Origin of the sequence: Anaerocolumna xylanovorans DSM 12503 (genome assembly GCF_900143645.1) — a bacterium.
Taxonomy (GTDB): domain Bacteria; phylum Bacillota; class Clostridia; order Lachnospirales; family Lachnospiraceae; genus Anaerocolumna; species Anaerocolumna xylanovorans.
On record NZ_FRFD01000005.1, the window covers coordinates 41,617 to 66,996 of the forward strand.

At 41.0% G+C, this 25,380-nt stretch carries 23 protein-coding genes and 3 tRNA genes; 22 read left to right on the forward strand and 4 right to left on the reverse strand.

The window, feature by feature from the left end; genetic code table 11:
* The first annotated feature begins 166 nt into the window (after positions 1–166).
* From BUF11_RS08585 to BUF11_RS08605, 5 genes are all read left to right on the forward strand, one after another.
* Positions 167–820, forward strand: a complete 654-nt coding sequence (locus BUF11_RS08585; protein ID WP_073588446.1) for a hypothetical protein — start codon at positions 167–169, stop codon at positions 818–820.
* The gene (locus tag BUF11_RS08590) at positions 804–1,412 is read left to right on the forward strand and encodes a hypothetical protein (RefSeq protein ID WP_073588447.1); all 609 of its coding nucleotides are present in this window, start codon (positions 804–806) and stop codon (positions 1,410–1,412) included. The genes BUF11_RS08585 and BUF11_RS08590 overlap by 17 nt, the downstream gene beginning before the upstream one ends.
* 327 nt (positions 1,413–1,739) lie before the next feature.
* On the forward strand, positions 1,740–2,303 hold the full coding sequence (gene pth / locus BUF11_RS08595; protein ID WP_073588448.1) for an aminoacyl-tRNA hydrolase: 564 nt from the start codon (positions 1,740–1,742) through the stop codon (positions 2,301–2,303).
* A gap of 12 nt (positions 2,304–2,315) precedes the next feature.
* Complete coding sequence (gene mfd, locus BUF11_RS08600; protein WP_073588449.1) at positions 2,316–5,855, forward strand: transcription-repair coupling factor; 3,540 nt, start codon at positions 2,316–2,318, stop codon at positions 5,853–5,855.
* Between the two features lie 75 nt (positions 5,856–5,930).
* Positions 5,931–7,070 (forward strand): peptidylprolyl isomerase, encoded by a 1,140-nt coding sequence (locus tag BUF11_RS08605; protein ID WP_073588450.1) that lies wholly within the window; start codon positions 5,931–5,933, stop codon positions 7,068–7,070.
* Here BUF11_RS08605 and BUF11_RS08610 read toward each other — a convergent pair.
* Entirely contained in the window at positions 7,057–7,593 is a 537-nt protein-coding gene (locus tag BUF11_RS08610; RefSeq protein ID WP_073588451.1) for a phosphatase PAP2 family protein, read from the reverse strand. The genes BUF11_RS08605 and BUF11_RS08610 overlap by 14 nt on opposite strands.
* A gap of 76 nt (positions 7,594–7,669) precedes the next feature.
* Here BUF11_RS08610 and truA point away from each other — a divergent pair, with 76 nt between their 5' ends.
* Positions 7,670–8,470: a tRNA pseudouridine(38-40) synthase TruA gene (gene truA, locus BUF11_RS08615; protein ID WP_073588452.1), complete on the forward strand. Its 801-nt coding sequence runs from the start codon at positions 7,670–7,672 to the stop codon at positions 8,468–8,470.
* An 89-nt stretch (positions 8,471–8,559) separates the two neighbouring features.
* Positions 8,560–9,108 (forward strand): stage V sporulation protein T, encoded by a 549-nt coding sequence (spoVT, locus tag BUF11_RS08620; RefSeq protein ID WP_073588453.1) that lies wholly within the window; start codon positions 8,560–8,562, stop codon positions 9,106–9,108.
* Between the two features lie 76 nt (positions 9,109–9,184).
* On the opposite strand, the gene BUF11_RS08625 is transcribed toward spoVT, so the two are convergent.
* The 3 genes from BUF11_RS08625 to BUF11_RS08635 are packed head-to-tail and all read right to left on the reverse strand — an operon-like array spanning position 9,185 to position 12,279.
* On the reverse strand, positions 9,185–10,513 hold the full coding sequence (locus tag BUF11_RS08625) for a UDP-glucose dehydrogenase family protein (RefSeq protein WP_073588454.1): 1,329 nt from the start codon (positions 10,511–10,513) through the stop codon (positions 9,185–9,187).
* 24 nt (positions 10,514–10,537) lie between these two features.
* On the reverse strand, positions 10,538–11,680 hold the full coding sequence (locus BUF11_RS08630; RefSeq protein ID WP_073588455.1) for a glycosyltransferase family 4 protein: 1,143 nt from the start codon (positions 11,678–11,680) through the stop codon (positions 10,538–10,540).
* The gene (locus tag BUF11_RS08635) at positions 11,677–12,279 is read right to left on the reverse strand and encodes a zinc dependent phospholipase C family protein (RefSeq protein WP_073588456.1); all 603 of its coding nucleotides are present in this window, start codon (positions 12,277–12,279) and stop codon (positions 11,677–11,679) included. Before BUF11_RS08635 ends, BUF11_RS08630 begins: the two co-directional genes overlap by 4 nt.
* Positions 12,280–12,615: 336 nt before the next feature.
* Here BUF11_RS08635 and mazG point away from each other — a divergent pair, with 336 nt between their 5' ends.
* The 15 genes from mazG to BUF11_RS08710 all read left to right on the forward strand — a co-directional run bounded on the left by mazG (position 12,616) and on the right by BUF11_RS08710 (position 25,355).
* Positions 12,616–13,347 carry a nucleoside triphosphate pyrophosphohydrolase gene (mazG, locus tag BUF11_RS08640; protein ID WP_073588457.1) on the forward strand — a complete coding sequence of 244 codons (732 nt, stop codon included), beginning with the start codon at positions 12,616–12,618 and terminating at the stop codon, positions 13,345–13,347.
* A 98-nt stretch (positions 13,348–13,445) separates the two neighbouring features.
* Positions 13,446–13,721 (forward strand): HU family DNA-binding protein, encoded by a 276-nt coding sequence (locus BUF11_RS08645; RefSeq protein WP_033164013.1) that lies wholly within the window; start codon positions 13,446–13,448, stop codon positions 13,719–13,721.
* A gap of 134 nt (positions 13,722–13,855) precedes the next feature.
* Positions 13,856–14,098, forward strand: coding sequence for an RNA-binding S4 domain-containing protein (locus tag BUF11_RS08650; RefSeq protein WP_073588798.1), 243 nt, complete (start codon positions 13,856–13,858; stop codon positions 14,096–14,098).
* A gap of 142 nt (positions 14,099–14,240) precedes the next feature.
* Positions 14,241–14,528 carry a sporulation protein YabP gene (yabP, locus tag BUF11_RS08655; protein WP_073588458.1) on the forward strand — a complete coding sequence of 96 codons (288 nt, stop codon included), beginning with the start codon at positions 14,241–14,243 and terminating at the stop codon, positions 14,526–14,528.
* Positions 14,529–14,563: 35 nt separating this feature from the next.
* Complete coding sequence (yabQ, locus tag BUF11_RS08660) at positions 14,564–15,064, forward strand: spore cortex biosynthesis protein YabQ (RefSeq protein ID WP_073588459.1); 501 nt, start codon at positions 14,564–14,566, stop codon at positions 15,062–15,064.
* A gap of 2 nt (positions 15,065–15,066) precedes the next feature.
* Positions 15,067–15,366: a septum formation initiator family protein gene (locus BUF11_RS08665; protein ID WP_073588460.1), complete on the forward strand. Its 300-nt coding sequence runs from the start codon at positions 15,067–15,069 to the stop codon at positions 15,364–15,366.
* 125 nt (positions 15,367–15,491) lie between these two features.
* Positions 15,492–15,565 (forward strand) — tRNA-Met (locus BUF11_RS08670).
* A 344-nt stretch (positions 15,566–15,909) separates the two neighbouring features.
* On the forward strand, positions 15,910–18,207 hold the full coding sequence (gene spoIIE / locus BUF11_RS08675) for a stage II sporulation protein E (protein ID WP_073588461.1): 2,298 nt from the start codon (positions 15,910–15,912) through the stop codon (positions 18,205–18,207).
* 48 nt (positions 18,208–18,255) lie between these two features.
* A complete protein-coding gene (gene tilS / locus BUF11_RS08680) occupies positions 18,256–19,668 on the forward strand; it encodes a tRNA lysidine(34) synthetase TilS (RefSeq protein WP_073588462.1) in 1,413 nt (470 codons plus the stop codon).
* On the forward strand, positions 19,661–20,179 hold the full coding sequence (gene hpt / locus BUF11_RS08685; protein ID WP_073588463.1) for a hypoxanthine phosphoribosyltransferase: 519 nt from the start codon (positions 19,661–19,663) through the stop codon (positions 20,177–20,179). Before tilS ends, hpt begins: the two co-directional genes overlap by 8 nt.
* Before the next feature lie 12 nt (positions 20,180–20,191).
* Entirely contained in the window at positions 20,192–22,084 is a 1,893-nt protein-coding gene (gene ftsH, locus BUF11_RS08690; RefSeq protein ID WP_073588464.1) for an ATP-dependent zinc metalloprotease FtsH, read from the forward strand.
* Between the two features lie 363 nt (positions 22,085–22,447).
* Complete coding sequence (locus BUF11_RS08695; protein ID WP_073588465.1) at positions 22,448–24,523, forward strand: glycoside hydrolase family 13 protein; 2,076 nt, start codon at positions 22,448–22,450, stop codon at positions 24,521–24,523.
* A 43-nt stretch (positions 24,524–24,566) separates the two neighbouring features.
* Positions 24,567–24,652, forward strand: a tRNA-Leu gene (locus BUF11_RS08700).
* Positions 24,653–24,705: 53 nt separating this feature from the next.
* Positions 24,706–24,776, forward strand: a tRNA-Gly gene (locus tag BUF11_RS08705).
* Between the two features lie 153 nt (positions 24,777–24,929).
* The gene (locus tag BUF11_RS08710; RefSeq protein WP_073588466.1) at positions 24,930–25,355 is read left to right on the forward strand and encodes a putative ABC transporter permease; all 426 of its coding nucleotides are present in this window, start codon (positions 24,930–24,932) and stop codon (positions 25,353–25,355) included.
* The last annotated feature ends 25 nt before the right edge of the window (positions 25,356–25,380 follow it).

Genomic DNA, 25,380 nt, shown 5'->3' on the forward strand with positions numbered 1-25,380 from the left:
GCTTGTTTTTTATGCCAGAAATTATTTATTCTAGTGATTAATAATCTGGTTTTGGGTCTTATTGTTTAATCAAATCATTAAGAAGGGATATATTTACAATAAATACAATTTGTGTTAATATTTGTAGGCAACTGTTAATTTGCTTTGGGAATGAGAGGTTGAGAGTATGAAAAACAAAGTAGTAGCGCTAATGATGGCAGGGATTATGTTATTTACGTTAAATGGTATAACAGCTTTCGCTAAAGAAAATGAGAGCCAAACTAGAAGTTGGGTTGCACCTGTAACAGAAACGACACAAAATGGGATACCAGAAAGCCAAATAATCACACCATATGATGTAATTATAGGTCCATATTTTTCTTCTTATAACTATAATGTTACATCAAAAGTTGATAAATTTAAAACTATTGCTACTTTTTCGCATAATAATAAGTATGGAAGTGGACCAGCAGTGATGAACGGAGTTGTAACAAATTCGACTTCTCAAGGATCGGAATGGAGTGGTAACGTATCATTTACCGGAGAAATAAAAGCTGGTATATTAGCTGATATTAAAACGCAGGTTGGTGTTGGATACAAGGATTCCCGCAGCACAAATGAAGCTGTCGGATATTCGTTATCTTATACAGTGCCAAAAGGAAAGGTAGGGCATATAGATCTTTATTATAGAGGGACTAAAGTTGGAGGGACTGTAACAACGTGGACTGCCTATACTGCAAATATGAATAATAAGCTGTATACAACAAGTTATGTTTATGCTACAGTTTATCCGTCTAGTAATATAGATATATATTCGGAGACATATGACACAACAAATTGATAAGAAAAAACATGTTTTATATTTTTTAGTACTTATAATTAGCATGATGATGGCTGGATGTAATAGCAATCAAAAAGGCGGAGAGAAAGACTATTATACATCCTTTGAAAAGAGTTTCTTGTATATAAAAGAAAATCTGACATCTGAAAATTTTGCGCAGATCACATCAGAAACTGACGAGTATTATAGCGCGTCATTACCCGATAATGATTATTTTATTGAAAAAGATGACCTTTATGAGAATGATCCGTTGAAGCCGAAAAACAGACAATTATTATATATAAACAAAGAAAAGGATATATTGATAGCAGTGAATTATCTATTTTCGGGAGATACCTTAGGCAAGCATTTTTTAACAGTTGATTCCTGGCCCATTTCATATATGGAAAAACAATTTGAAGGGCAGGAATATCGCATACCTTATTTCGATCAATTCGTAATGACAGATAATCATAGCATTATCCTGCTAAAAGCCGTATTTATCGGAAGCCATGTTATAGCTACGAAAGAGGAAGAGCGGTTTGTCAATCAAGCGAAGCAATTTGTCGAAGACTATACAAATTGCTTAAAAAGCGAAGAAAAGCTGCGGTAAAAAGATGATAAACAGATATTGCTACCATGAATTTCAAATCATGTGTAAATCATGACGAACTTGAAGCCAGCATTTAATGGTGCTGGCTTCTTTTGATTTTACTGCTATGTACGGTGCTAAAATGGGAAAGAATTCAACAACTTTAAGAAGTTCGATTCTTCCCTTGCCATTGCTTCCTCCTTCGTATATAATAAATTTATATACACAATAATAGTAATTAACGGCTGCAAGTCCATCTGTGTGGTAGGCAGCTTCCTTTATATCAGGGCGGATCGAAAGATGCGTTCTATTGTTGCGTGCGAAAAAATATGAATATAAGAGGTCAACATGTACATTATCGTAGGACTTGGAAATCCAACCAGAGAATATCAGGCCACCAGGCATAACATCGGATTTGATGCTATTACAAAAATTTCCGATGATTACAGGATTTCTCTGGACTTTAAAAAACATAAGGCAATATGCGGAAAAGGAATGATAGCAGGGGAAAAGGTGATTTTAGCACAGCCCCAGACCTACATGAACCTTAGCGGGGAAAGTGTAAGGGAGTTAAAGGATTTTTATAAAGTGGAACCGGAGGATATTATTGTCATATATGATGATATCAGCTTAGAGCCCGGAAAACTCCGCATCCGTACCAAGGGAAGTGCCGGAGGGCATAACGGGATAAAGAGTATCATTGCTCATCTGGGGACAGAAGATTTCCCAAGGGTAAGGGTAGGTGTGGGAGATAAACCGGCAGGCTGGGATTTGGCCGATTATGTACTCTCAAGGTTTTCAAAGGAGGAGCAGCCTGTCGTCAGAGAAGCTCTGGGGAAGGCTTCGGAGGCAGTGAAGACCATTCTGACAGAGGGAATGGAGCAGGCTATGAATCTATATAACAGAAAATAAGGAGGCACCTTCTTGAGAACCTTTATTAATCCGCTGAAGGAATTGAAAGAATTTAATGAGATAAAGGATAGTTTAAAGCTTAAGAATACACCGGTTCAGATAACCGGCTGTATTGATTCCCAGAAATGTCACCTTATATACGGACTGGGAGAGGAATATTCCCAGAAGCTAATTGTAACCTATAATGACCTAAAGGCGAAAGAAATCTGTGAAGACTATAAGCTCTATGATAAGAATGTTTTCTTCTACCCTGCCAAGGATATTATCTTTTACAGTGCAGATATCCACGGCAATGCCATTGTCAGGGAAAGGCTTAAGATATTAAAAAGGCTTCTAAGCAAAGAGCCCATTACCGTGGTAACCACCGTTGACGGCGGAATGGATAGAATCCTGCCTCTTAACTTCCTAAAGAAAAATGTCATCAGGTTAAAGGAAGGAGAAGCCTGTGATCTGTCAAAGCTCCAGGCAGCCTTAATCCATCTTGGATATGAAAGGCAGGCACAGGTGGAAGGACCGGGGGAATTTGCAGTAAGAGGAGGAATTCTTGATATCTTTCCGCCGGCAGAGGAATGCCCCTATCGTATTGAGTTCTGGGGGGATGATATTGACTCCATCCGCTCCTTTGATGTCAGCAGTCAGCGCTCCATTGAGCGCCATGAAGAATTTATCATATTCCCGGCAGCAGAAATTGTCTTAAGTGAAGAGCGGCTGGCAGCAGGACTTAGGAAGCTGGAAGAAGAGAAGAAAGTCCATGTTAAGAGGTTGAGAGAACAAAGAAAGACGGAGGAAGCCTTCCGTATCCAGAGCATTATTGATGAATTCAAGGAAAATGTAGAGAGCTTTCAGGGCTCTGTAGGAATAGACAGCTATATCCGTTATTTTTATGAGGAAACCGTATCTTTCTTTGATTATTTCACCAGAGAGGATTCTCTTATATTCCTTGATGAACCTGGCAGGGTGCAGGAAAGAGGAGAGGCAGTCGAGACCGAATTCAGGGAAGGCATGATAGGAAGAATTGAAAAGGGCTATATTCTTCCGGGACAAAGCGATGCCGTTTACAGCTATAAGGAGCTTTTGGCAGGCTTAAGCCAGAAAAGTCTCCTGCTTCTTAGCACCATGGATGTAAGAATGCCTTCTTTTGCGGTTAAGAATAAATGGGATATGACAGTCCGTTCTGTCAATCCCTATAACAATAATTTTGATATCCTGGTACAGGATTTGCTGAAATGGAAAAAGAGCGGCTACAAAGTGCTGTTACTCTCTCCTTCCAAGACCAGGGCAAAGCGTCTGTCAGAGGACTTAAGAGAGCATGAATTAAATGCCTTTTACAGTGAGGACATGGACAGGGTCATCCAAAAGGGCGAGATTATGGTGGCAGGGGGGAATCTTCATAAGGGTTTTGAATACCCCCTTATTAACCTTGTTGTTATTTCCGAAAGTGACATCTTTGGCACGGAAAAGAAGAAAAAAAAGAAGATTAGAGAGTATGACGGCAATAAGATACAAAGTTTTGCAGACCTTAATATCGGTGACTATGTCGTTCATGAAAACCACGGACTTGGTATATACCGGGGGATTGAGAAGATAGAGGTCGATAAGATTATAAAGGATTATATTAAGATAGAGTATGGCGGAGGCGGCGTACTCTATATTCTGGCGACGGGTCTGGATGTCATTCAAAAATATGCCGGAGCTGATGCCGGAAAGCATAAGCTTAATAAGTTAAATTCCATAGAATGGAAGAATACCAAGACCAAGGTAAAGAGCGCTGTAAAGGAGATTGCCAGAGAGCTGGTGGATCTTTATGCAAAGCGCCAGCAAAAGGAAGGCTATGCTTTTAGTTCTGATACGGTATGGCAGAATGAGTTTGAGGAAATGTTTCCTTATGAGGAAACCGATGACCAGTTAAGAGCCATTGAAGAGACCAAGCGGGATATGGAAAGCATCAAGATTATGGATAGGCTCGTCTGCGGGGATGTGGGTTATGGAAAGACGGAAATTGCCATCCGGGCAGCCTTTAAGGCAGTTGCCGATGGAAAACAGGTGGTGGTATTGGTTCCCACAACTATCTTAGCCCAGCAGCATTACAATACCTTTGTCCAGAGAATGATGGATTTTCCGGTTAGCATTGATATGCTCTCCCGTTTTAAGACACCTGCTCAGCAAAAATCGGTTATAGAGCGGATAAAAAAGGGAAGTCTTGATATTCTTATCGGAACTCACAGGGTACTGTCAAAGGACATCCAGTTTAAGAACCTGGGACTGCTGATCGTAGACGAGGAGCAGCGCTTTGGCGTAACCCATAAGGAAAAAATCAAGCAGATAAAAGGGGATGTGGACGTATTGACCCTGACAGCCACCCCCATACCAAGAACCCTTCACATGAGCCTTATCGGAATCCGTGACATGAGCGTATTAAATGAGCCTCCGGTTGACAGGATGCCCATTCAGACCTTTGTATTGGAGCATAACGAGGAAATTATCCGTGAAGCCATCCACAGAGAGTTAGCCAGAGAAGGACAGGTTTATTATGTGTATAACCGTGTAAACGGTATTGACGAAATAGCTGCAAAGGTTGCCAACCTGGTACCGGAGGCCAATGTATCCTTTGCCCATGGTCAGATGAGTGAGAGGGAATTGGAGCGCATTATGTTCAGCTTTATCAATGGGGAAATTGATGTACTGGTATCCACCACCATCATTGAGACAGGACTTGACATATCCAATGTAAATACCATGATTATAGACGATGCAGACAGACTGGGGCTTTCCCAGCTCTATCAGTTAAGAGGAAGAGTCGGCAGAAGCAACCGTACAGCCTATGCCTTTTTGATGTACCGCAGGGATAAGATGTTAAAGGAAATCGCTGAAAAAAGACTTCAGGCAATTAAGGAATTTACGGAGCTTGGTTCCGGTTTTAAGATAGCTATGAGGGACTTAGAGATCAGAGGTGCCGGAAATCTCCTTGGAGCCCAGCAAAGCGGTCACATGGAAGCGGTAGGATATGACCTTTACTGCAAGATGCTAAACGATGCCATTAAGACTATGAAGGGACAGATTTCAGAAGAAGAAACCTTTGAAACCACGGTAGACATGGATGTGGATGCCTATATTCCTGCAACTTATATTAAAAATGAATTTCAGAAACTGGATGTTTATAAGAGAATTGCAGATATTAACACCGAAGAAGAGTTCCTTGACATGCAGGAAGAGTTAGTGGACCGCTTTGGGGATATGCCTTCCAGTGTTAATAACCTGTTAAACATTGCACACATTAAGTCCATATGCCACAGTGTTTATGTTACCTCCCTTACGTACAAAGGGGATGAGATTAAGTTTGTAATGTATCCCAAGGCAAAGCTGTCCGTAGCGAGGATTCCGGAGCTTGTAAAGAAACATGAACCCTGCTTTAAACTGGTGCCGGAAGCCAATCCTTATTTCCTGTATTCGATAAAGAAGATTCAGGGAAGAGGAAAGCCTGATGCCTTAAGTATATTTGAGCTGATAAAGAATCTTTTAGACGATTTTAAGCTATTGATTGAAACCGTATAATACCTTATAATGGGAAGGTATAAGAGACTATAAAGATACAAAGAGGATGCGCTTTAGATAAAGATTGGAGTTTTCATGAAGAAATCAGTGAAAAAATTTGGGTGTTTATTAATGGCTTCGGCGTTGTTACTTAGTCTTACCGCCTGTAAGGAGAAAGCCTCTGTGCAAAAGGAAGAGAAAGCTCCAACGGTACAGGCGGCAAAGGATTACGGGAATGAGGAGGATACAAAAGAGAATAGGGGGCAGTTGGTAGTAACCATTGGGAACAATAAGGTATATTACAATGAGGTTATGCTATATTTTCAGTTCATGAAAGCCCAGTATGAATCCTATTTCAGTGACCAGATATGGAGCTATAATGTAGGAAGCAATACGACCTTTGAAGACCAGGCAAAAGAGGAGATATTAAATCTCATCACTCAGACCAAAATTATTCTTGATAAGGCAGGCGGCTATAATGTTTCCCTGTCGGAGGAAGAAGAGGCCACCGTGCAGGAAAAGGCAGCAAATTATTTTAGCGGAATTACGGAAGAAGATAGAGAAAAATACGGCGTTACAGAAGATCTGATCCGTAAATTCTACAGGGAAAATACCGTTTATCAGAAGGTTTACGATGCCGTGACCATGGATGTGGACACAGATGTCTCTGATGAGGAAGCAAAGCAGATAACCGTTGACCAGATACTGATAAAAACAACTGTGGAGAAGGATGGCAGGGAAGAGGCCATGACGGTGGCAGAAAAAAAGACTGCCTACAACAGGGCGGTAAAGCTCTTAAAGGAAGCAAAAAAAACAACGGATTTTAAGAAGTTTGCGGAAGCTAACACCGAAGACAGCAAAGTAGAATATACCTTTGGCAAAGGAGACATGGTGGAAGAATTTGAAAATGCCGCCTTTGCTCTTAAAACCGGGGAGATAAGTCCTATTGCAGAGAGCCAATACGGATATCACATTATTTATTGTGTAAGTGATTTTGATAAGGATGCTACCTTAGAGAAGAAGGAAGAAATCATTCAGGAAAGACAGAATGAATTGTTTAAGAAGCTTTATGAGCAGTGGTCAAATAATTATAAGGTAGAGGTAAAGGAAAAAGTATGGGCTTCTTTGATTCTGCGGGATGACGCTGAAGAAACTGCACCGGAAGGCGGTGCCGGAGAGACTGCGCCAACAAGTACTCCGGAGACTGCACCCACAAGTACTCCTAAGCAGGGATAAGGCAGCGCTTAGCGGTATTTACAAGGATAAAGGCAAGAAGAATCCCAAATAGCATTCCGCCAAGAACATCAGAAGGATAATGGACAAAAAGATAAATCCGGGAAAAACCGATAAGGGCAGCGATTGTAAAAAAGACAATACCGCTGCTCTTTTGCCTATAATATAGAATGGTGGCTGCTGTAAAGGAGGACATCGTGTGACCCGAGGGAAAGGAGTAGGAATGAGGGGCTTTAATCAGGTCCGGATAACCGGGAAGTCTGACAAAAGGCCGTTCTCTTGCAATAAATGGTTTCAAGATATCATCACACAGTAAGAACTCTGCAATAAGTGCGGCTGCAAGCAGAATGCCCCATTTGCGGTCTTTTTTTGTAAGAAGCAGGATAAGACAAAGGGCAGTCCAAAGAAGAGAAGAATTTCCCAATGTGGTGAAGAATATCATGAGCCTATCCATAAAAGGCGTATGTAAATTTTTTGTAACAAAGAAAAGAAGAATATCATCTATTTGTTGAATTACCTCAAACATAATTACCTCGTAAGAAACTGTCATCCTAAACTATATGATAAAAGAGAATGGTTTATGCCATGGGAAAGAAGTTAAGATGGAAGCTAAGAATATAAAGTTAATAGTATCCTATGACGGAAGCGGTTATGCAGGCTGGCAGAGGCTTAAGGAAGAAGAGAGTAAAAAGTCCATCCAATCTGTTTTGGAGGAGGCTCTTTCTTTGGTGCTTAAGGAAAATATCAAGGTAACAGGCTCCGGCAGAACCGATAAGGGTGTTCATGCCATAGGACAGGCGGCAAATTTTAAGTGCCATACAAATCTTAGCTTAAAAGAAATGCAGCGATACATCAATGAAATTTTGCCGGAAGATATTAAAGTTACGGAGCTTTCGGAAGTTTCTATGGATTTTCACAGCAGAAAAAGTGCTATAGCAAAGACCTATGAATACCGTTTTGAGGTGGATGAAGTGCCTTCGGTTTTTCTTCGGAAATATGTCTGCCAGGTTGGTGAAGAGCTTGACCTCTCTCCGATGGAAAAGGCAGCAGGGCTTCTTACAGGTACCCATGATTTCAGAGCTTTTTCCTCGGAAAAAAGAGAGAATTATGATACGGTCAGAAGAATCGACAGTATTTTAATAGAGCCGGTTGCAATGACAGATTATCACAAAGTAGTAAAACAGGTGAGAATACTGATTACCGGAAATGGTTTTCTTTATAACATGGTACGAATTATTGCCGGAACACTTTTAGAAATAGGTCTGCATAAGAGAGAGGCAGAAGACATAAACTGTATTTTTCAGAGCAAAAGAAGGGAAAATGCCGGTATAACTCTTCCGCCGCAAGGCCTGTATATGAAAGAAGTAATATTTCCTGTCGAAATCAATTTTAATATAAAATAATCCAACAATGTATAATTTATTCCTTTTGACAAACAATAATAACCATAAGAACCACATTATGAATAGGATGCAAAATGGAGGAATAAATTATGAAAGCAACAGGAATCGTTAGAAGAATAGATGACTTGGGACGTGTTGTGGTTCCAAAGGAAATCCGCCGTACTTTAAGAATCAGAGAAGGAGATCCGTTAGAAATATTTACGGACAGAGAAGGTGAAATTATTCTCAAAAAATATTCTCCCATAGGAGAATTAGGTCTGTTTGCCAAGCAATATGCCGATTCCCTTGCGCAGACAACAGGGCACGTTATTGCCATATCGGATAAAGATCAGCTTGTGGCAGCCTCTGGCAGCATGAAGAGAGAACTCCTTTCAAAATCCATAACACCGGAACTTGAACACGTAATAGAGGAAAGAGAAAGTGTATTAGCCTCCAAAGAGGACAAGAATTTTATACACATTGTTGCCGATGATGATACGGAATATACTTATCAGGTGATTTGGCCGATTATCAGCGAAGGTGATGCAATCGGGTCTGTAATAGTGCTTACCAAGGACCCGAAGGTGAAATTCGGAGATGTGGAGAATAAGCTTGCAAGCACGGCAGCTTACTTTTTGGGAAGGCAGATGGAGCAGTAATGGATGGGCGCTGCATTTATCCTATCAGACAGACATGTTCAACGGTCTGATAGGATAAATGCAGCGCCTTTCATAGTTATGCCCTCCCTACGCAGTAATAGTAAAAGCCCTTTTCTGCCATAATTTCTTTTGAATAAATATTCCTGAAATCAAAGAAATATAAATCCCGCATCCCATATTTAAGTTTATCAAGATCCAGACTTCGAAACTGGTTCCACTCTGTCATCAGGATAACAGCATCGGCACCCAAAGCCGTATGGTATTCATCTTCACAGCATTCTAACACCGGAATCTGCTTTGCTGCCAATAAGGGAAGGGCATTTTGCATGGCCTTTGGATCATAGATACGAAAGCTTGCGCCTTGCAGAGCCAGCTCACCAAGTATTGTCAGGGAAGGAGCTTCTCTCATATCGTCAGTATTGTTTTTAAAAGCCAGGCCAAGTATGCCTAAGGTCTTCCCTTTTAAGGACCCCATTGCCTGTAATACCATCCTAACCATCCGGTGCTTTTGCTTTTCATTTGCATCTATGGTGGCTTTTACGATACCAAGGCTGCAGTGGTTGACCTCTCCGATATGCAGTAAGGCTTTTGTGTCCTTTGGAAAGCAGCTTCCGCCGTAACCCGGACCTGCATGCAGGAATTTATAACCGATTCTTCCATCCATCCCCATGCCTTTAGCAACCTGCTGGATGTTGGCGCCGGTTTTCTCGCACAGCTCCGATAATTCATTTACAAAAGATATCTTTGCTGCCAGAAAGGCGTTAGAGGCGTACTTTACCATCTCTGCCGTTTCAATATTAACAATCAGAAAAGGGGTTTCATTAAGATATAGAACCCGGTAGATTTCTTTCATCATTTCTATGGCTTCTTTGGATTCTGCTCCAATTACAACCCTGTCTGCATGAGTAAAGTCCTGAATGGCCGAGCCCTGCCTTAAGAATTCAGGATTGGAAACCACATCAAAGGAAAAATCCATGCCTCTTAAAGTGAGTTCTTCCCGTATGATTTTCTTTACTGCCTGGCCGGTTCCTACGGGAACGGTTGACTTATTTACAATAATTTTAGATTGCTTCATAAAGCTGCCTATTTGATGGGCAGCTTCATAGACATTGGTAAGGTCGGCACTTCCGTTTTCTTTTTGGGGAGTACCAACTGCAATGAAGATAACATCGGAAGCATTTACCGCCTCCTTGATGTCGGTGGTGAAGCTGACTCTTTTGTTATTTAAGTTTTTTATTAATAAATCCTCAAGCCCGGGTTCATATATAGCGGGGACTCCCGTGTTCAGCTTATGGATGGATTCCTCATTCCGGTCCACGCAGATTACCTGCCATCCAAAATCGGACAGGCATACCCCTGTTACCAGGCCTACATAGCCGCTGCCTATAATTGCTATTCGAATCATATTTACGACCGTAAGCACCTTTCGTCATGCGCCGACAGTGCTTATTCCTTTCTTTGCCATAGTGTCTTCATAAATATTCATAAGGCCTTCAAATATCTTATCCCAGGACCTTAAGGTGCTGTACTCACGCCCGTTTCTCTTAAGAGTATTTTGGAGGGAGGGATTCTCTAACAGTTCCGCCATACAGGCTGTAAGCTCCTTGGCATTCCTTCCCGCAAATTTCAACCCTGTCTGCCGGTGCTTAACAATCTCACCCACTCCTCCGGCATCTGCACCGATTACGGGAAGACCCGAAGACATGGCTTCCAAAACAACATTTCCAAAGGTTTCCGTAGAAGAGGGACAGATAAAAATATCGCAGGAGGCATACATTGCCGAAAGCTCTTTCTCCTTTAAAAAGCCTGTAAAGACAGTATCTTCCGGGGAAATCTGCCTGCATTTTTCCATATAGGGTCCATCCCCTGTTATCACCAGAGCAACTTTATCCCCATATTTTTCATGGATGGTCTGGTAGCTCTCACTAAGAATATCCAGATCCTTTTCATGGGATACCCGCCCTACATAGAGGAATGCTGTTTTATCTGCAATACCAAGTTCTTCCCTTAAACTGTCACTGCGGTACATGGCATGGAAGTTATCGGAATCAATACCCCGGGAGAAGATATCTGTATTGTGGATGCCGTAAGTGTGGAGGAGCTTTTGTGCGGAAAAGGAGGGACAGAGAGTAATGTCATTTTGGGTATGGAACCATTTCATGTAATTCCATACGGACTGTTTTAAGAAGGGCATTTTGTAGTAATCCATGTACTGGGAGAAATTGGTCGTGTAGTTGGAAATGGTAGGTATCCCGTGCTTTTTTCCATAATTTAAACCGGCAAGCCCCATGTTGAATTCGGTCATGATATGTATGAGGTCCGGCTGGAAATCAGAAAGTACAGAATTAATTCGAAAGGTATTTGGAAAGGCAACCCTGTTCTCGGGGTATAAAAAGAACCGGATGCTATAGAAGCGCAAGGTATTACAGTCATCGTCTTCCGTTTCGTACTTTGGTACAAAGACTTTATATTCAATTCCGGCCCTTTGATAATATTGTATAAGCTTATTTAAGGTGTTTGTGACACCGTTTATCTGCGGCAGGTAAGTATCGGTAAAAAGTGCGACCTTCATAGGAGTTCTCCTTCTGCGGTTAGTAAAGAACAGATAGCAGGTTTAAGTCCGCCTGTTAAGCCGGAAGGATATTTCATAAAATAGAGAATGGATTCACAGGCCCACACAGAAGTCATAAGTGCATAATCGATATCCCTTTTCATACAGGGAGTTTGGGAAAAGTAAGACTTACGCATTTCTAAGATAATGGAACTGATGTCTTTTCTTGGCTCCAGCATACTGGAAGTTATTTGGATTTTATGTTTATGCCAGATGGAACGAAGTTTATAGTGAAGTCCCACTTCATAGAAGAAATGATGAAGCCGCCTGTTATGGATTTGCTCATTCAGGTGATAATAGCAGAAGAAATCACATACATAGTGGCAAATCTCTCCTAAACGGGCGGATAAGTATTCTAAGGTTACTTCTTCTTCCATAAGTTCTTTGGAGTAATCGCAGACAGTAAACAGACAGTTTTCCAAGGTATGATGATTTCGTGACCTTGAGGGTAAGTCCGGTTTGATATTACCATAGGAAAAAGAACGTCTATCCAGTTCCACCTCCGGTAAAAAGTGCCGGTATAAAACTTTTGATATAAAAAGATGTGTGAAAAAGTACATAACCTGCCTCCTTCAATACCATTAACAGCTAAGTACATTGTATTGAATACGAAGGTAAATAAAAAGATTGTTTGTGTTAGGTTGTTATAAGATTTTTGTAAAGATTTAGAGATTTTGTGAAGGTGCTGCAGTTAGCAGCTAATCTTTAAGAGATTTGAAGCAGTGAGCAGGGCAGCGGAAAGTGAGTTGTAAGATATTTGGAAATATGATAGAATAACGCCAGGAGCAATCGTGTTACAGGGTGAGTCGGCCTTCATTCTTTCGGAATGGGGATGATGCCTATGAAAAATTATGACTTATTAAATTTTATGTATAAGCTGTAAGAAAGAGGAAACAATGGATAAAAGGTACACCTTTGATGAATTTATGGATATTATCCGGTATCTGCGCAGTGAAAAGGGCTGTCCATGGGACAGAAAGCAGACCCATGAAAGTCTGGACAAATATATGTTAGAAGAGGCTTATGAAAGCGTTGAGGCCATCCGGAATGGCAATACTGAAAATCTTTGTGAGGAATTGGGGGATGTGCTCCTGCAGATTGCCCTCCACGCAGTGATTGCAGAGGAAAGCGGAGAATTTACCGTAGAGGACATTATTACAGGAGAAAGCGAAAAGATGATAAGGCGCCACCCTCATATCTTTGGTGAGAGGGAACAGATAGATGCTGACCAGGTGGTTAAGAATTGGGATGAGATAAAGAAACAGGAAAAAAAGCAGGAAAGTACGTCAGACACCCTTAAGGATATTCCCAAGGCCCTTCCTGCTCTTATGAGAGCCGAAAAAGCTATTAAGAGGGCTAAGAAAGGAAAAGAGGAGGGTCCGGTTAAGGAAGAACTTACAAAGACCTTTGAGAGGCTTTCTAAGGAGCTTTTTACCCTTAAAAATAAGTGGGAAGAGGGGCAGGAGAACCAATTGGAAGAGAAATTTGAAGATCTTCTGTTTCAAATAGTAAATTTGTCCGTATTTTTGCAGTTAAATGCAGAAAATTCCTTGACAAATGCTACTAATAAGTTTATAAATAGATTTGTAGATATCGAAGGACTTACAGAGGAAAAAGTACAAGTTTAACCGATATAACCAATGTCTTAAAAGGCATTGCAGAACAAGAAAATAATCCTAACGGTTATTTTACAAATATCAATTACTTTAGAGGAGGAGTTAAATCCATGAACAAAGCCGAATTAGTTGCAGCAATTGCAGAAAAAACAGAATTATCCAAGAAGGATTCAGAGAAAGCATTAAAGGCTTTTATTGATGTTGTTACAGAAGAACTTACAAAAGGTGAGAAGGTACAGTTAGTTGGCTTCGGAACTTTTGAAGTATCTGAAAGACCTGAAAGAACCGGAAGAAATCCTCAAACAAAAGAGGCTATAACAATTGCCGCATCTAAAGCTCCCAAGTTCAAAGCTGGTAAAGCTTTAAAGGATGTTATCAACGCATAGGATGATTTAACCTGAAAGAAGCTGTTGTTAAGAATCGTGTTCACCAAAGGTAAGTTAACTGCTTGGAAGTGGAGGAACAGATTTTTAGAACAGCTTCTTTTTTGATTTTTATTTTTATTAAGGAAGAGGTATTTATGAGGTTAGATAAATTTTTAAAGGTATCCAGATTAATTAAGCGCAGAACCGTGGCAAATGAAGCCTGCGATGCAGGCCGTGTCCTGATTAACGGAAAAACAGCCAAAGCATCTGCTGCTGTCAAGGAAGGCGATATCATAGAGATTGGCTTTGGCGGTAAGGCAGTGAAGGTAAAGGTACTGGATGTACAGGAAACTGTGAGAAAGGACGATGCCAAGGAGCTGTACGAGTATATCGTGTAAAGAAAGCAATTTTTATACTCTGGGCCCAGGCAATAAAGGAGCTGCAAACAGATGTGACATGCATGGGAGCTCGTATTATTTTGGTATGAAATGAAGGGTCTTCTAATATACTTAAGAGAAAGTATATTAGGAGGCCTTTTTTATGGATGAAAAACAGGGAATTCAGAAGTTACATAAAGTCAGCTTAAATGCCAGAAGCCAGGCTATGATAACCGGCGTTAAGGATGTCTTAAGCTTTGATGCAGGTGAAGTGCTGTTAGAGACAGAGCAGGGAATCTTAATGATAAGGGGAAATGAACTTCATGTAAACCGCCTGACCCTGGAAAAAGGTGAGGTGGATGTGGACGGAAAGATAGACAGCCTTACTTATTCCGATTCAAACGGATACGGTAAATCAGGGGAATCCTTAATTAGCAGGCTGTTTAAATAGGCAGAATCAAAAAGTATGCAGGCAGGAGCGATTGAATGAATAAGGAGATTTTTATAGAGCTTGCGTTTTTTGGAAACTGTGTGCTCTGGGGCATTTATCTGCTGATATTTTATGATGTTTTCCGCATTATCAGAAGAGTCTTTCCCAGGGGAGCAATTCTTATTGGTATAGAGGACTTATTGTACTGGACAGTTTCCAGTGTTCTGATATTTCGCATGATGTATCAGCAAAATAACGGTATTATCAGGGGGTTTGCCATTCTTGGCATGTTTCTTGGCATGCTTTTATACCATAATCTGATCAGTGACCCGCTGGTTGAGCTGATAGCGGGATTCCTGAATAAGATTAAAGGGGGAATTTTGTATATAATACATCTAATCTTAAAGCCCTTTCGCTTCCTTGGACGTGTAACAGGACATGGTTTTTCTAGAGTATTCAAACTATTTAAAAAAATTTCGATAAATATACGAAAATTATTGAAAAAGCATAAGAAATCTAGTAAAATAACCGTATCTGATAAAGAAAAAGGTGGTTAGATTTGAAGGGGCGCAACCGAAGAAAGCAAAAGAGGCGGACAGGCCTGATTCTTACGGCATTTATGGTATTGTCCATATGTGGTATTGTTACATACAAACAGCAGGAGCTTAATCTGGTGGAAGCAAAGGCAGATCAAAAGATCGAGCAGCTAAACACCCAGATTGAAGCGGAGAAAAAAACAGAAGAGGACATCGAAGAGAAGAAGGCCTATGTCCAGACCAAGAAGTTTATTGAGGAAATGGCCAGGGAAAAATTCGGATTAGTTTACAAGGATGAAATTATTTTCAAATCAGAAGAGTAGTGAAATAAAGACTTTCACACCCTGATTTAAAGCAGTAAATCATCTGCAAGCAGAAGTTTATGGAATGGGAGCGAATGGGACTTGACAAACTTTTTGGCAGCAGTTATAATTGTCTTCGTTGCTTTGGCGAAGTAGCTCAGTTGGCTAGAGCATGCGGTTCATACCCGCAGTGTCGGCGGTTCAAATCCGTCCTTCGCTATTATATAATTGAAAAGACCGTATTATTTGATTGGTGTATATAATCAGGTAATACGGTCTTTTTTTAGAATCCAATACATTGAGCTAATACTGCTTCTTATGAGAAAAAGAAGTTCTAATCTTAGTTTCTTAAATAAAATGAGCTCTCTCTATTCGATTCTTTCGTGCAGGCAAAGAGGATTCTGTCAAAAACTTTTTGTATAGGGACACTTGGTTTTGACAAAGATTTCAATGGTACAACCCTATAATACAGGATTAAACGGACTAAACAGGCAGCGGCCTCTTGAATAAAAACTGTTTGTTAAAATCAGGTCCTGTAAGGTAAAAGGGAGGACAGAAAAAACAATGAAAGAACAAAACATAAGGAGAATAGTTACCAGCCTGCTTGGCGTAATTATGGCACGGGCGGTGTTTATGGGTATAAATCCATTTGCCATGGGGTACCTGGCGGCACTGTTTTTGGAACCAAAGGGACGTATATTATCTATGGTTATGGTAGCGCTGGGAGTCGTATCCGTAATGGGAATATCGGAGATGATTAAATATCTGATTGCCATTATTGTATTTTCCATTCTGGTATCTATGGTTGAATACCGCAGTAAGAAAATCAACATATGGGCTATGGGCGGAATAGCCGCCGCCGTTACTACGGTACTTACCTGTTTTTACAGCACGCTAAACAGTAACATAGGGTATTATATCATGATGGGGTTTGCGGAAGGAGTCATTGTCTTTGTATCGGCGCCGGTATTTCGGAAAGGACTGGAGTCGGTCATCAATCCCAGGGCAAAGAGTGAAGTCTTGTCAAATGAAGAAATTATCGGTCTTGCAGTTATGGGGGGAGTTATCATATACAGTATACCGGATATGAAATCTCTGGGCTTTTCTCTTCCGCTAACCTGTGCAATGTTTAGCGTGCTTATTATCGGCTTTCGGTATGGGGCCGGCTTTGGCGCAGTCATAGGAGCGGCCGGCGGCATTATAATGGCACTGCGAACAGGGGAATTGAACCAGCTGGGCCTTATGTGCATGCTTGGTATCATCAGCGGAAGCTTTCGGGAGATGGGAAGAATCGTGGATTTTTTGGCTTATGCGGGAGGCTTTTTAGTCTTAGGAGAGCTTTATAAGGACAGTAAGCTTAATCTGGAAGGGTTTGGAGTGCTGATTTCCTGTGCGGTACTGTTTTTCCTCCTGCCTAAAAATCTGATATACGGTAAAGGAACAGGAGAGAGTGACAGAGAGGAGGAAGTGTTTGTCCATCAGAATCTGCAAAGTATTGCCAGGGGGAAGCTGAGGGACTTTTCAGAATCTTTTCATAATCTTTCTACAACCTTTCACTCCATCTCCGAACAGAAGGAAGGGCTTGATAAGCTTGATAAAAGGGAGCTGTTTGACCAATTATCCGAAAAGCTCTGCAAGGATTGTGAGAATTGCAGCTTTTGCTGGGAGGGGCATTTTTATGAGACTTATGAGGGGGCCTATCGTATTATGGAGCAGGTGAATGAAAACGGAACCGTATCCTTAAATGAGATTCCGGGAGAATTTACTTCCAGATGCATCTGCCTGGATAATTTTCTGGAAGAAGCCAAGCGAAGCATAGAAGTGGCGAGAATTAACATGACCTGGAGCAATAAACTGGCACAGAGCCGGGCAGCCATTGCAGAACAACTGGGAGAGGTGGCCAATATTATTGATGATTTCTCCCTGGATTTATATAAGCCATCGGAAGAGGAAGGGAAGAAGGAAAAAATCGCCTCGGAACTAAGGCGCAATCATATCATGGCTAAAAAGGTTGCAATATTTGAAAAACGGGATGGCAAGAAAGAGATTTATCTAACGGCAAGGACGGATAAGGGACGCTGTATTACCGTAAAGGAGGCGGCAGGCATCATAGGAAAAGCCTACGGCAAACCCATGAGACCCTATGAGGGCTGCAAAAAGGTGATTGCAAAGGAACCGGAAACCTTTACCTTTGTGGAAGATACGGATTATATGGTATATACCGGCTTTGCCAGAATGAATAAGGAGAAAAACCCTGTTTCCGGGGATAATTATTCCTTCTTAAATCCCGATACGGGAACCTTTATTATGAGCCTGGCAGACGGCATGGGTACAGGGCAGGGGGCCTATGAAGAGAGTGAGTCGGTAATTGAACTGTTAGAGCAGTTTATGGAAGCGGGCTTTCGCAAGGAATCTGCCATTAAGCTGATAAATTCCATTATGGTATTACGGGACAGGGAGGAGAGCTTTTCCACCATTGATTTGACCATTATTAATCTTTACACGGGCTTTTGCGATTTTATCAAGATGGGAGCTGCCGCTACCTTTCTTAAAAAAGCAGGAGAGGTGGAAGTAATCCATTCCACCTCTTTGCCGGCTGGTATCATCCAGAAGGCAGATTATGAAATCATAACCAAGAAATTATACAGCGGCGAATTTGTCATTATGGCTACCGACGGGGTAGTAGACTGTATACCTGGGGAGGATAAGGATGAATTCATCAGTGAATTCTTAAAAGACCTTAAGACTAATAATCCGAAGGAGATGGCGAATGCCCTCTTAAATATGGCTCTGGAACAAAATGGCTGGGTTCCTGTAGATGATATGACAGTGCTGGTAGCCGGCTTTTGGAGCAAGGCTTGATATTTCCTGCCGTTCGAGGTAAAATGATAAAAAACGCTGGAGTTATTCATGACAAATAAGGTAAAACAGTATATAGATAACTATAAAATGCTTGAAAAGGGGGACCAAATTATTGTCGGTGTTTCCGGCGGAGCGGATTCGGTCTGCCTTTTTCATGTACTTTTAGAGCTTCAAAGAGAATATGAGCTGACCCTTTATGTAATCCACGTAAATCATGGAATAAGAGGGGAGGAGGCCCTTAGGGACGAAGAATATGTGCGGGAACTCTGCAGAAAGGAAAAGGCATCCTTTACAGCGGTTTACAAGGATATTCCATTGCTTGCAAAGGAAGGCGGCATGTCTTTAGAGGAAGCAGGAAGAAAAGCAAGATATGAGGTTTTTAATCAGTATCTTATTGCATATAAGTGTAATAAAGTCGCAATTGCACATAATAAAAATGACAATGCGGAAACGGTTCTTTTTCATATGTTCAGAGGAAGTGCCCTTAGGGGATTGACGGGTATCAGTCCTGTAAGGGATAAGATCATAAGACCCCTGCTTTGCCTTGAAAGATGGGAGATAGAAGCATATTTACAGGAAAGGGGAATCCCTTATCTGAACGACTCCACCAACTTTACCATGGATTACAGCCGGAACAAAATACGCTTGGGTATTCTAAAGGAAGCAGAGGCAGTAAACAAAAAGGCGGTATCCCATATTGCAAAGGCCGCACAAAGTTTGACGGAAATTAAAGAGTTTATAGAAAAATCCACACAAAAGGCAGAAGAGAGAATACTCATAAAGAAAGAGAAAACCTGCATTCTCTTAAAGGCAGAGGAACTTGCGGCAGAAGACGTTGTGATACAAAAAGAAGTGGTGAGAAAGGCATTTTACTTATTGAGTGAAAGCTTAAAGGATGTAGAGTCACTTCATGTGGCAGCGGTATTAAATCTTTTGGATAAACAGGCTGGAAAGAGAATAAATCTGCCCTATGGGATTACTGCTGTAAGAGAATATCATCATATCGAGCTGACCCTGGGGAAAAAGGGGATGGAAGAAGTAACCGGCGCCGGAGAGGCGGTACAGGAAAGAGAGCTTATGATACCTGGCATCACTCCTCTTTTCGAAAAAGGAAAGATTCTTACGGCAAGTCTGCTGAATTATAAAAAAAATATGATAATTCCTCAAAGTATCTGTACTAAATGGTTTGATTATGATAAAATTAAGGATACTGTGTTAATCCGCTCCCGTAAACAGGGAGATTATCTTTGTATCGATGAGAAGGGTGGCACAAAAAAGTTAAAGGCCTTTTTCATAGATGAAAAGATACCGAGACAAGAGAGGGATATCCTGCCTTTGTTAGCGGATGGTCCCCATATTATGTGGATAATCGGAAGCAGAATCAGTGAAGCCTATAAGGTGGATGAGAATACAAAGAGGATACTTCAGATAAAATTAACGGAGGAAGAACAAAATGAATGAGACAATTAATGTATTAATATCCGAAGAAGAGGTTAATAAGAAAATACAAAGTTTGGGAGAGCAGATAAGTAAGGATTATGCAGGAAAAGAGCTGCATCTTATCTGTGTATTAAAGGGTGGTGTCTTTGCAACCTGTGAGCTGGCAAAGCATATCAGTGTTCCCCTTTCCATTGATTTTATGTCAGTTTCCAGCTATGGAGATGGTTTCGTAAGTTCAGGAAGGGTTAAGATAATTAAGGATTTGGATGATTCCATAGAAGGTAAGGATGTACTTATTGTCGAGGATATCATTGATTCCGGTAATACACTGAAATATCTTGTGGATCTTTTAAACACCAGGAAGCCAAATAGTGTTAAAATATGCACTCTTCTGGATAAACCTGACAGAAGGACCACAGATGTTGCAGTGGATTATGTGGGTTTTCAAATCCCCGATAAATTCGTGGTGGGCTACGGACTGGATTACATGCAAAAGTACCGCAATCTTCCCTATATCGGCGTAATTGAATAATAGAAAGGAGGGGTGTCTGTGAAAAGACAACTGAAAGGATATGGGGCCTATCTCGTTATCCTCGGTATTATTTTGGTCTTATCACTTGTTCATCAAAATATAAAAAGCAACCCTGGTAATAATTATGAGTACAGTAATTTTTTAGAGGATTTAAGGAATAATAATGTTACGGATGTTAAGATTTATCAGAATCAGGAGACTCCTTCCGGAAAAGCGATCATTACCTTAAAGGATAAGAGTGTGGAGAAATTTAATGTATCTGATGTCAATGAGATGCAAAAAGTTATAGATGATAAGATCGTAAATCAAAACAATAAAGACCTTACTTATCATTTATATGATGTTTCCAAGCCAAGCTGGTTTCTGACACTGCTTCCCTACCTTTTGGGCTTTGTAGTGATAATTCTTTTGTTCTCCTATCTTACCAACCAGGCAGCAGGCGGCGGTGGTGGCGGCAGCAAGGTGATGAACTTTGGCAAGAGCCGTGCAAAGATGACCACTGATGAGAATAAGAAAACGACCTTTAAGAACGTAGCCGGTCTGGAAGAAGAAAAGGAAGAATTACAGGAAATCGTGGATTTCTTAAAGACTCCCAAGAAATACACCCAGGTTGGCGCAAGAATCCCCAAAGGTGTACTCCTTGAAGGACCTCCCGGAACCGGTAAGACACTCCTTGCAAAGGCAGTAGCAGGAGAAGCAGGAGTACCCTTCTTTAGTATCTCCGGTTCAGACTTTGTGGAAATGTTTGTAGGTGTGGGTGCTTCCAGAGTAAGGGATTTGTTTGAGGATGCCAAGAAGCATTCTCCCTGTATTGTGTTTATTGATGAAATTGATGCCGTGGCCAGAAGAAGAGGAACCGGTATGGGCGGCGGACATGACGAAAGAGAACAGACCTTAAACCAGTTGTTGGTTGAGATGGATGGGTTTGGTGCCAATGAAGGAATTATCGTAATGGCTGCAACCAACCGTGTGGATATCTTAGACCCTGCTATCTTAAGGCCCGGCCGTTTTGACCGAAAGGTTATGGTAGGCAGACCGGACGTAAAGGGAAGGGAAGAGATTCTTCAGGTTCATTCCAAGGGAAAACCTCTTGGAGAGGACGTAGACCTGAAGCAGATTGCCCAGACAACGGCAGGCTTTACAGGGGCAGATCTTGAGAACCTTTTAAATGAATCTGCCATCAGTGCGGCCAAAGAGAACCGCTCTTATATTGTTCAGGAGGATATCAATAAATCCTTTATCAAGGTAGGTATCGGTACCGAGAAGAAGAGCAGGGTAATCTCTGAAAAGGAAAAGAAAATTACAGCTTACCATGAAGCCGGTCATGCAATTCTCTTTCATGTGCTTCCGGACGTGGGACCTGTTTATACCATATCCATTATCCCTACAGGAAACGGAGCAGCAGGCTATACCATGCCTCTACCGGAAAAAGATGAAATGTTTCAGACAAAGGGCGGTATGAAACAGGATATTATTGTAGGCCTTGGCGGAAGGGCGGCAGAAGAATTAATCTTTGACGATATTACAACAGGTGCTTCCCAGGATATCAAAGTAGCGACAAAGACAGCCAGAGCCATGATTACAAAGTATGGTTTCTCCTCCTCTGTGGGCATGGTTAACTATAACAACGATGACGATGAGGTGTTTATCGGAAGAGATTTAGCACATACCAGAAGCTACAGCGAAAATGTTGCCAGAATCATTGACGATGAAGTAAAAGGCATTATTGATAATTGCTACATTGAAGCAAAAAAAATTCTTACGGAATACATGGATGTGCTTCATAGCTGTGCGAAACTCTTAATTGAAAAAGAGCGCATTAACAGAGAAGAATTTGAATCTCTTTTTCTTCAAAGAGGCGAAGGTAAGTCAAACAATGAAAACTCCCCTATTTTAGAGGGATAAAGAACGATTACAAAAAAATGTTTGAAATTGCAAGGTTTTTATATATTTTATTTAGGAGAGGTATTTACGAAGGTAAATAATAAGAAAAAAACAGACAAAAAATATTTTTAAAAAATTTGATGTTTGTGCACACTTTTTGTATATAGGATGGTATACTAATAATCGTAAACCCCAATACATTATATAGTTTTTGCTACACCCCATAAGTAACAAAATACCTTCTCCAAGAAGAAGACAGCACTCGGAAAGCTGTCTTTTTCTTTGTCTAAAAATAGATATCGGTTGCTATTTTTAATAAATTGATTTAATATAGGTTATCAGAAATGAGAGGATTAGGAAAGCGGAAAGGTTTGACTGGAAATTATGATAAATAAAAGTGCGCTGTACAGTGACGGTACGAAGGATTATAGAGTTCCCCCGGAACCGGAGGAATTTGAAGCTGTAAAAGTCCGTCTGCGAACCGAAAAAGGTGATTTAAAAGTAAATATTAATCTTGCCACAGAGGCAAAAGAAATAGAAGCTGTAAAGATGGAAAAAGTGGCTGGCGACGAGTATTTTGATTATTATGAAAGTACTATTCATCTTACGGATGTACCGGTAAGGTATTACTTTGAAATAAGTGACGCTGCAGGCACCTGCTATTATAATAAAGCAGGTGGTGTTGACAGGCTGCAGGATAAATTCCATTTTAACTTAACGCCGGGTTTTCATACACCTGACTGGGCAAAAGGTGCAGTAATCTATCAGATATATGTGGACCGGTTTTATAATGGAGACACAACGAATGATGTGGAAGACAGGGAATACTTTTATGTCGGAGATTATACCCGAAAGGTAGAAGATTGGTACCAGTATCCCGCAGCTGTTGGAATCCGTGAGTTCTATGGAGGAGATTTGGCAGGAGTTATTAAGAAGCTTGACTATCTTAGCGGGTTGGGAGTAGAGGTGCTTTATTTGAACCCTATTTTTGTGTCTCCTTCGAATCATAAATATGATACCCAGGATTATGATTATGTAGACCCTCACTTTGGCATTATTGAAGAGGACTGTGAAGAAACCATGCCGGAAGGTGTATATGATAACCGTAAGGCTTACCGCTATAAAAAAAGAGTAACCAGCCTCGTGAACCTGAATAAAAGCAATGAGCTTTTTGCTAAGCTTGTAGAGATTGCCCACGAAAGGGGCATGAAAGTAATATTGGATGGAGTCTTTAACCATTGCGGTTCCTTTCATAAATGGCTTGACAGAGAAGGTATTTATGAAGGGGAGGAGGGATTCCAGGTTGGGGCTTATTGGGAAGAGGAAAGCCCTTACAAGGATTATTTTAACTTCCAGGAAAAAAGCTGGCCGGAAAACAGAAGCTATGATGGCTGGTGGGGTCATGAAACCCTGCCAAAGCTAAATTATGAGGGCTCTGAAAAATTGTATGAGGAGATATTAAAAATCGGTGCCAAATGGGTATCTCCCCCCTATAACTGCGACGGCTGGAGGCTTGATGTGGCCGCTGATTTAGGACTATCCAGAGGATTTAACCATAAGTTCTGGAAGGACTTTCGAAGAGTTGTAAAAGAGGCCAATACAGAAGCGGTAGTCCTGGCAGAACATTATGGTGACTCCAGGGAGTGGCTCTTAGGAGACGAATGGGATACCGTCATGAATTATGATGCATTTATGGAACCTTTGACCTGGTTTTTAACCGGAATGGAAAAGCACAGTGATTCCTACGAAGAAACTCTTTACAATTCAGGAACTGCCTTTGAAGGACTTATGAAGAATGCCATGGCAAGCTTTCAGATGCCTTCCCTTCTTACGGCAATGAATGAGCTTTCCAACCATGACCATTCCCGTTTTCTTACCAGAACGAATAAGAAGGTAGGCAGGACGGCAACTATGGGGCCGAAAGCAGCCGAGGCAGGAATCAATAAAGGAGTTTTTAGAGAAGCTGTAACAGTCCAGATGACCTGGCCCGGTGCTCCGACGGTTTACTACGGAGATGAAGCCGGTCTATGCGGTTTTACAGACCCTGATAACAGGAGGAGCTATCCATGGGGCAGAGAGGATATGGATCTGATACAGTTTCATAGAGATATCATTCATATTCACAAGTCCTATGAGGCTCTTAGAATCGGTTCTCATCTTATGCTCCATGCCGGATACGGCTATTTATGTTATGGAAGATTTGATAAACAGGATAAATTTATCATAGCTCTTAATAATACCGAAGCCCCCATGGAGGTCAGAATTGATGCATGGCGAATCGGTATAAAAGATACGGACACACTTTCCAGAATGATATTAACAACAAGAGAAGGACACTCAAACGACTCTGAAATGTACTATACCGATGGAGGAATATTAAATCTGTACCTTCCTCCGGTATCCTCTCTTATTATTAAAAACTTTGTGGAAAGAGAAAGCAAAAAAACTATTGAAATGTAAAGGTAACTATGTTATAATCTAACCTTGTCAGAAAGTTTCAGATGCCGGCGTGGCGGAACTGGCAGACGCACAGGACTTAAAATCCTGCGGGCCTAATCGCCCGTACCGGTTCGATTCCGGTCGCCGGCATGACTTCAAAGATATATTCTTTGGGTGGAAATCTGATAATATCATAGTAATTTGCGGGTGTGGTTCAATGGTAGAACACTAGCCTTCCAAGCTAGATACGTGGGTTCGATTCCCATCACCCGCTTTTTTCATGCCCATTTTTAAGAAAAAGAATGTGTTAAAAAAATTCTGGAAACCACTGTCAAGGGAAGTGATGGAATAGGGCAAAATTTAGATTTTGAAAAAAATAATCGAGTATACTAATTCCAAACCAATAAGATATTTTAAGAGGAAAGGAATGAATAGTATGCTCAAAATAAACAATAGTAGTCTGAAATATCTCCTTTTTTTCTTTGTAGGTGGTTTTACCTACTGCGGTATTGAAACCCTGTTTCGGGGCTATTCCCATATTTCCATGTTAATAGCAGGCGGAATCTGCTTTTTGCTAATCGATCATATCAACCAAAAATACCGGCAGGAAATCCCTCTGGCGGGAAGAATGTTTCTGTCTTCTTTAGCCATAACTATGGTGGAATTATTGGCAGGTCTAATAGTCAACCTGTGGATGCATCTGAATGTGTGGGATTATTCCGGTCAGCCCTTAAATGCCTGGGGCCAGATATGCCCTCTCTTTAGTCTGGTGTGGTTTACTCTATCTGCACCTGCAATATGGCTGGATAATCATCTTAACAACCTGTTAACAGACAGAAAAATAACCGGATGAAAAGGAATATTCCATTTTTCCGCTA

What these genes read in the sequence shown, in the direction of transcription:
- yabP (WP_073588458.1), top strand. Translation starts at nt 14,241, where the DNA reads ATGGATGAAAAACAGGGAATTCAGAAGTTACATAAAGTCAGCTTAAAT.
- BUF11_RS08650 (WP_073588798.1), top strand. Translation starts at nt 13,856, where the DNA reads ATGAGGTTAGATAAATTTTTAAAGGTATCCAGATTAATTAAGCGCAGA.
- BUF11_RS08695 (WP_073588465.1), top strand. Translation starts at nt 22,448, where the DNA reads ATGATAAATAAAAGTGCGCTGTACAGTGACGGTACGAAGGATTATAGA.
- BUF11_RS08610 (WP_073588451.1), bottom strand. Translation starts at nt 7,593, where the DNA reads ATGTTTGAGGTAATTCAACAAATAGATGATATTCTTCTTTTCTTTGTT.
- mazG (WP_073588457.1), top strand. Translation starts at nt 12,616, where the DNA reads ATGGATAAAAGGTACACCTTTGATGAATTTATGGATATTATCCGGTAT.
- BUF11_RS08590 (WP_073588447.1), top strand. Translation starts at nt 804, where the DNA reads ATGACACAACAAATTGATAAGAAAAAACATGTTTTATATTTTTTAGTA.
- hpt (WP_073588463.1), top strand. Translation starts at nt 19,661, where the DNA reads ATGAATGAGACAATTAATGTATTAATATCCGAAGAAGAGGTTAATAAG.
- BUF11_RS08625 (WP_073588454.1), bottom strand. Translation starts at nt 10,513, where the DNA reads ATGATTCGAATAGCAATTATAGGCAGCGGCTATGTAGGCCTGGTAACA.
- pth (WP_073588448.1), top strand. Translation starts at nt 1,740, where the DNA reads ATGTACATTATCGTAGGACTTGGAAATCCAACCAGAGAATATCAGGCC.
- BUF11_RS08635 (WP_073588456.1), bottom strand. Translation starts at nt 12,279, where the DNA reads ATGTACTTTTTCACACATCTTTTTATATCAAAAGTTTTATACCGGCAC.
- spoIIE (WP_073588461.1), top strand. Translation starts at nt 15,910, where the DNA reads ATGAAAGAACAAAACATAAGGAGAATAGTTACCAGCCTGCTTGGCGTA.
- BUF11_RS08585 (WP_073588446.1), top strand. Translation starts at nt 167, where the DNA reads ATGAAAAACAAAGTAGTAGCGCTAATGATGGCAGGGATTATGTTATTT.
- BUF11_RS08645 (WP_033164013.1), top strand. Translation starts at nt 13,446, where the DNA reads ATGAACAAAGCCGAATTAGTTGCAGCAATTGCAGAAAAAACAGAATTA.
- truA (WP_073588452.1), top strand. Translation starts at nt 7,670, where the DNA reads ATGGAAGCTAAGAATATAAAGTTAATAGTATCCTATGACGGAAGCGGT.
- BUF11_RS08630 (WP_073588455.1), bottom strand. Translation starts at nt 11,680, where the DNA reads ATGAAGGTCGCACTTTTTACCGATACTTACCTGCCGCAGATAAACGGT.
- BUF11_RS08710 (WP_073588466.1), top strand. Translation starts at nt 24,930, where the DNA reads ATGAATAGTATGCTCAAAATAAACAATAGTAGTCTGAAATATCTCCTT.
- yabQ (WP_073588459.1), top strand. Translation starts at nt 14,564, where the DNA reads ATGAATAAGGAGATTTTTATAGAGCTTGCGTTTTTTGGAAACTGTGTG.
- spoVT (WP_073588453.1), top strand. Translation starts at nt 8,560, where the DNA reads ATGAAAGCAACAGGAATCGTTAGAAGAATAGATGACTTGGGACGTGTT.
- BUF11_RS08605 (WP_073588450.1), top strand. Translation starts at nt 5,931, where the DNA reads ATGAAGAAATCAGTGAAAAAATTTGGGTGTTTATTAATGGCTTCGGCG.
- tilS (WP_073588462.1), top strand. Translation starts at nt 18,256, where the DNA reads ATGACAAATAAGGTAAAACAGTATATAGATAACTATAAAATGCTTGAA.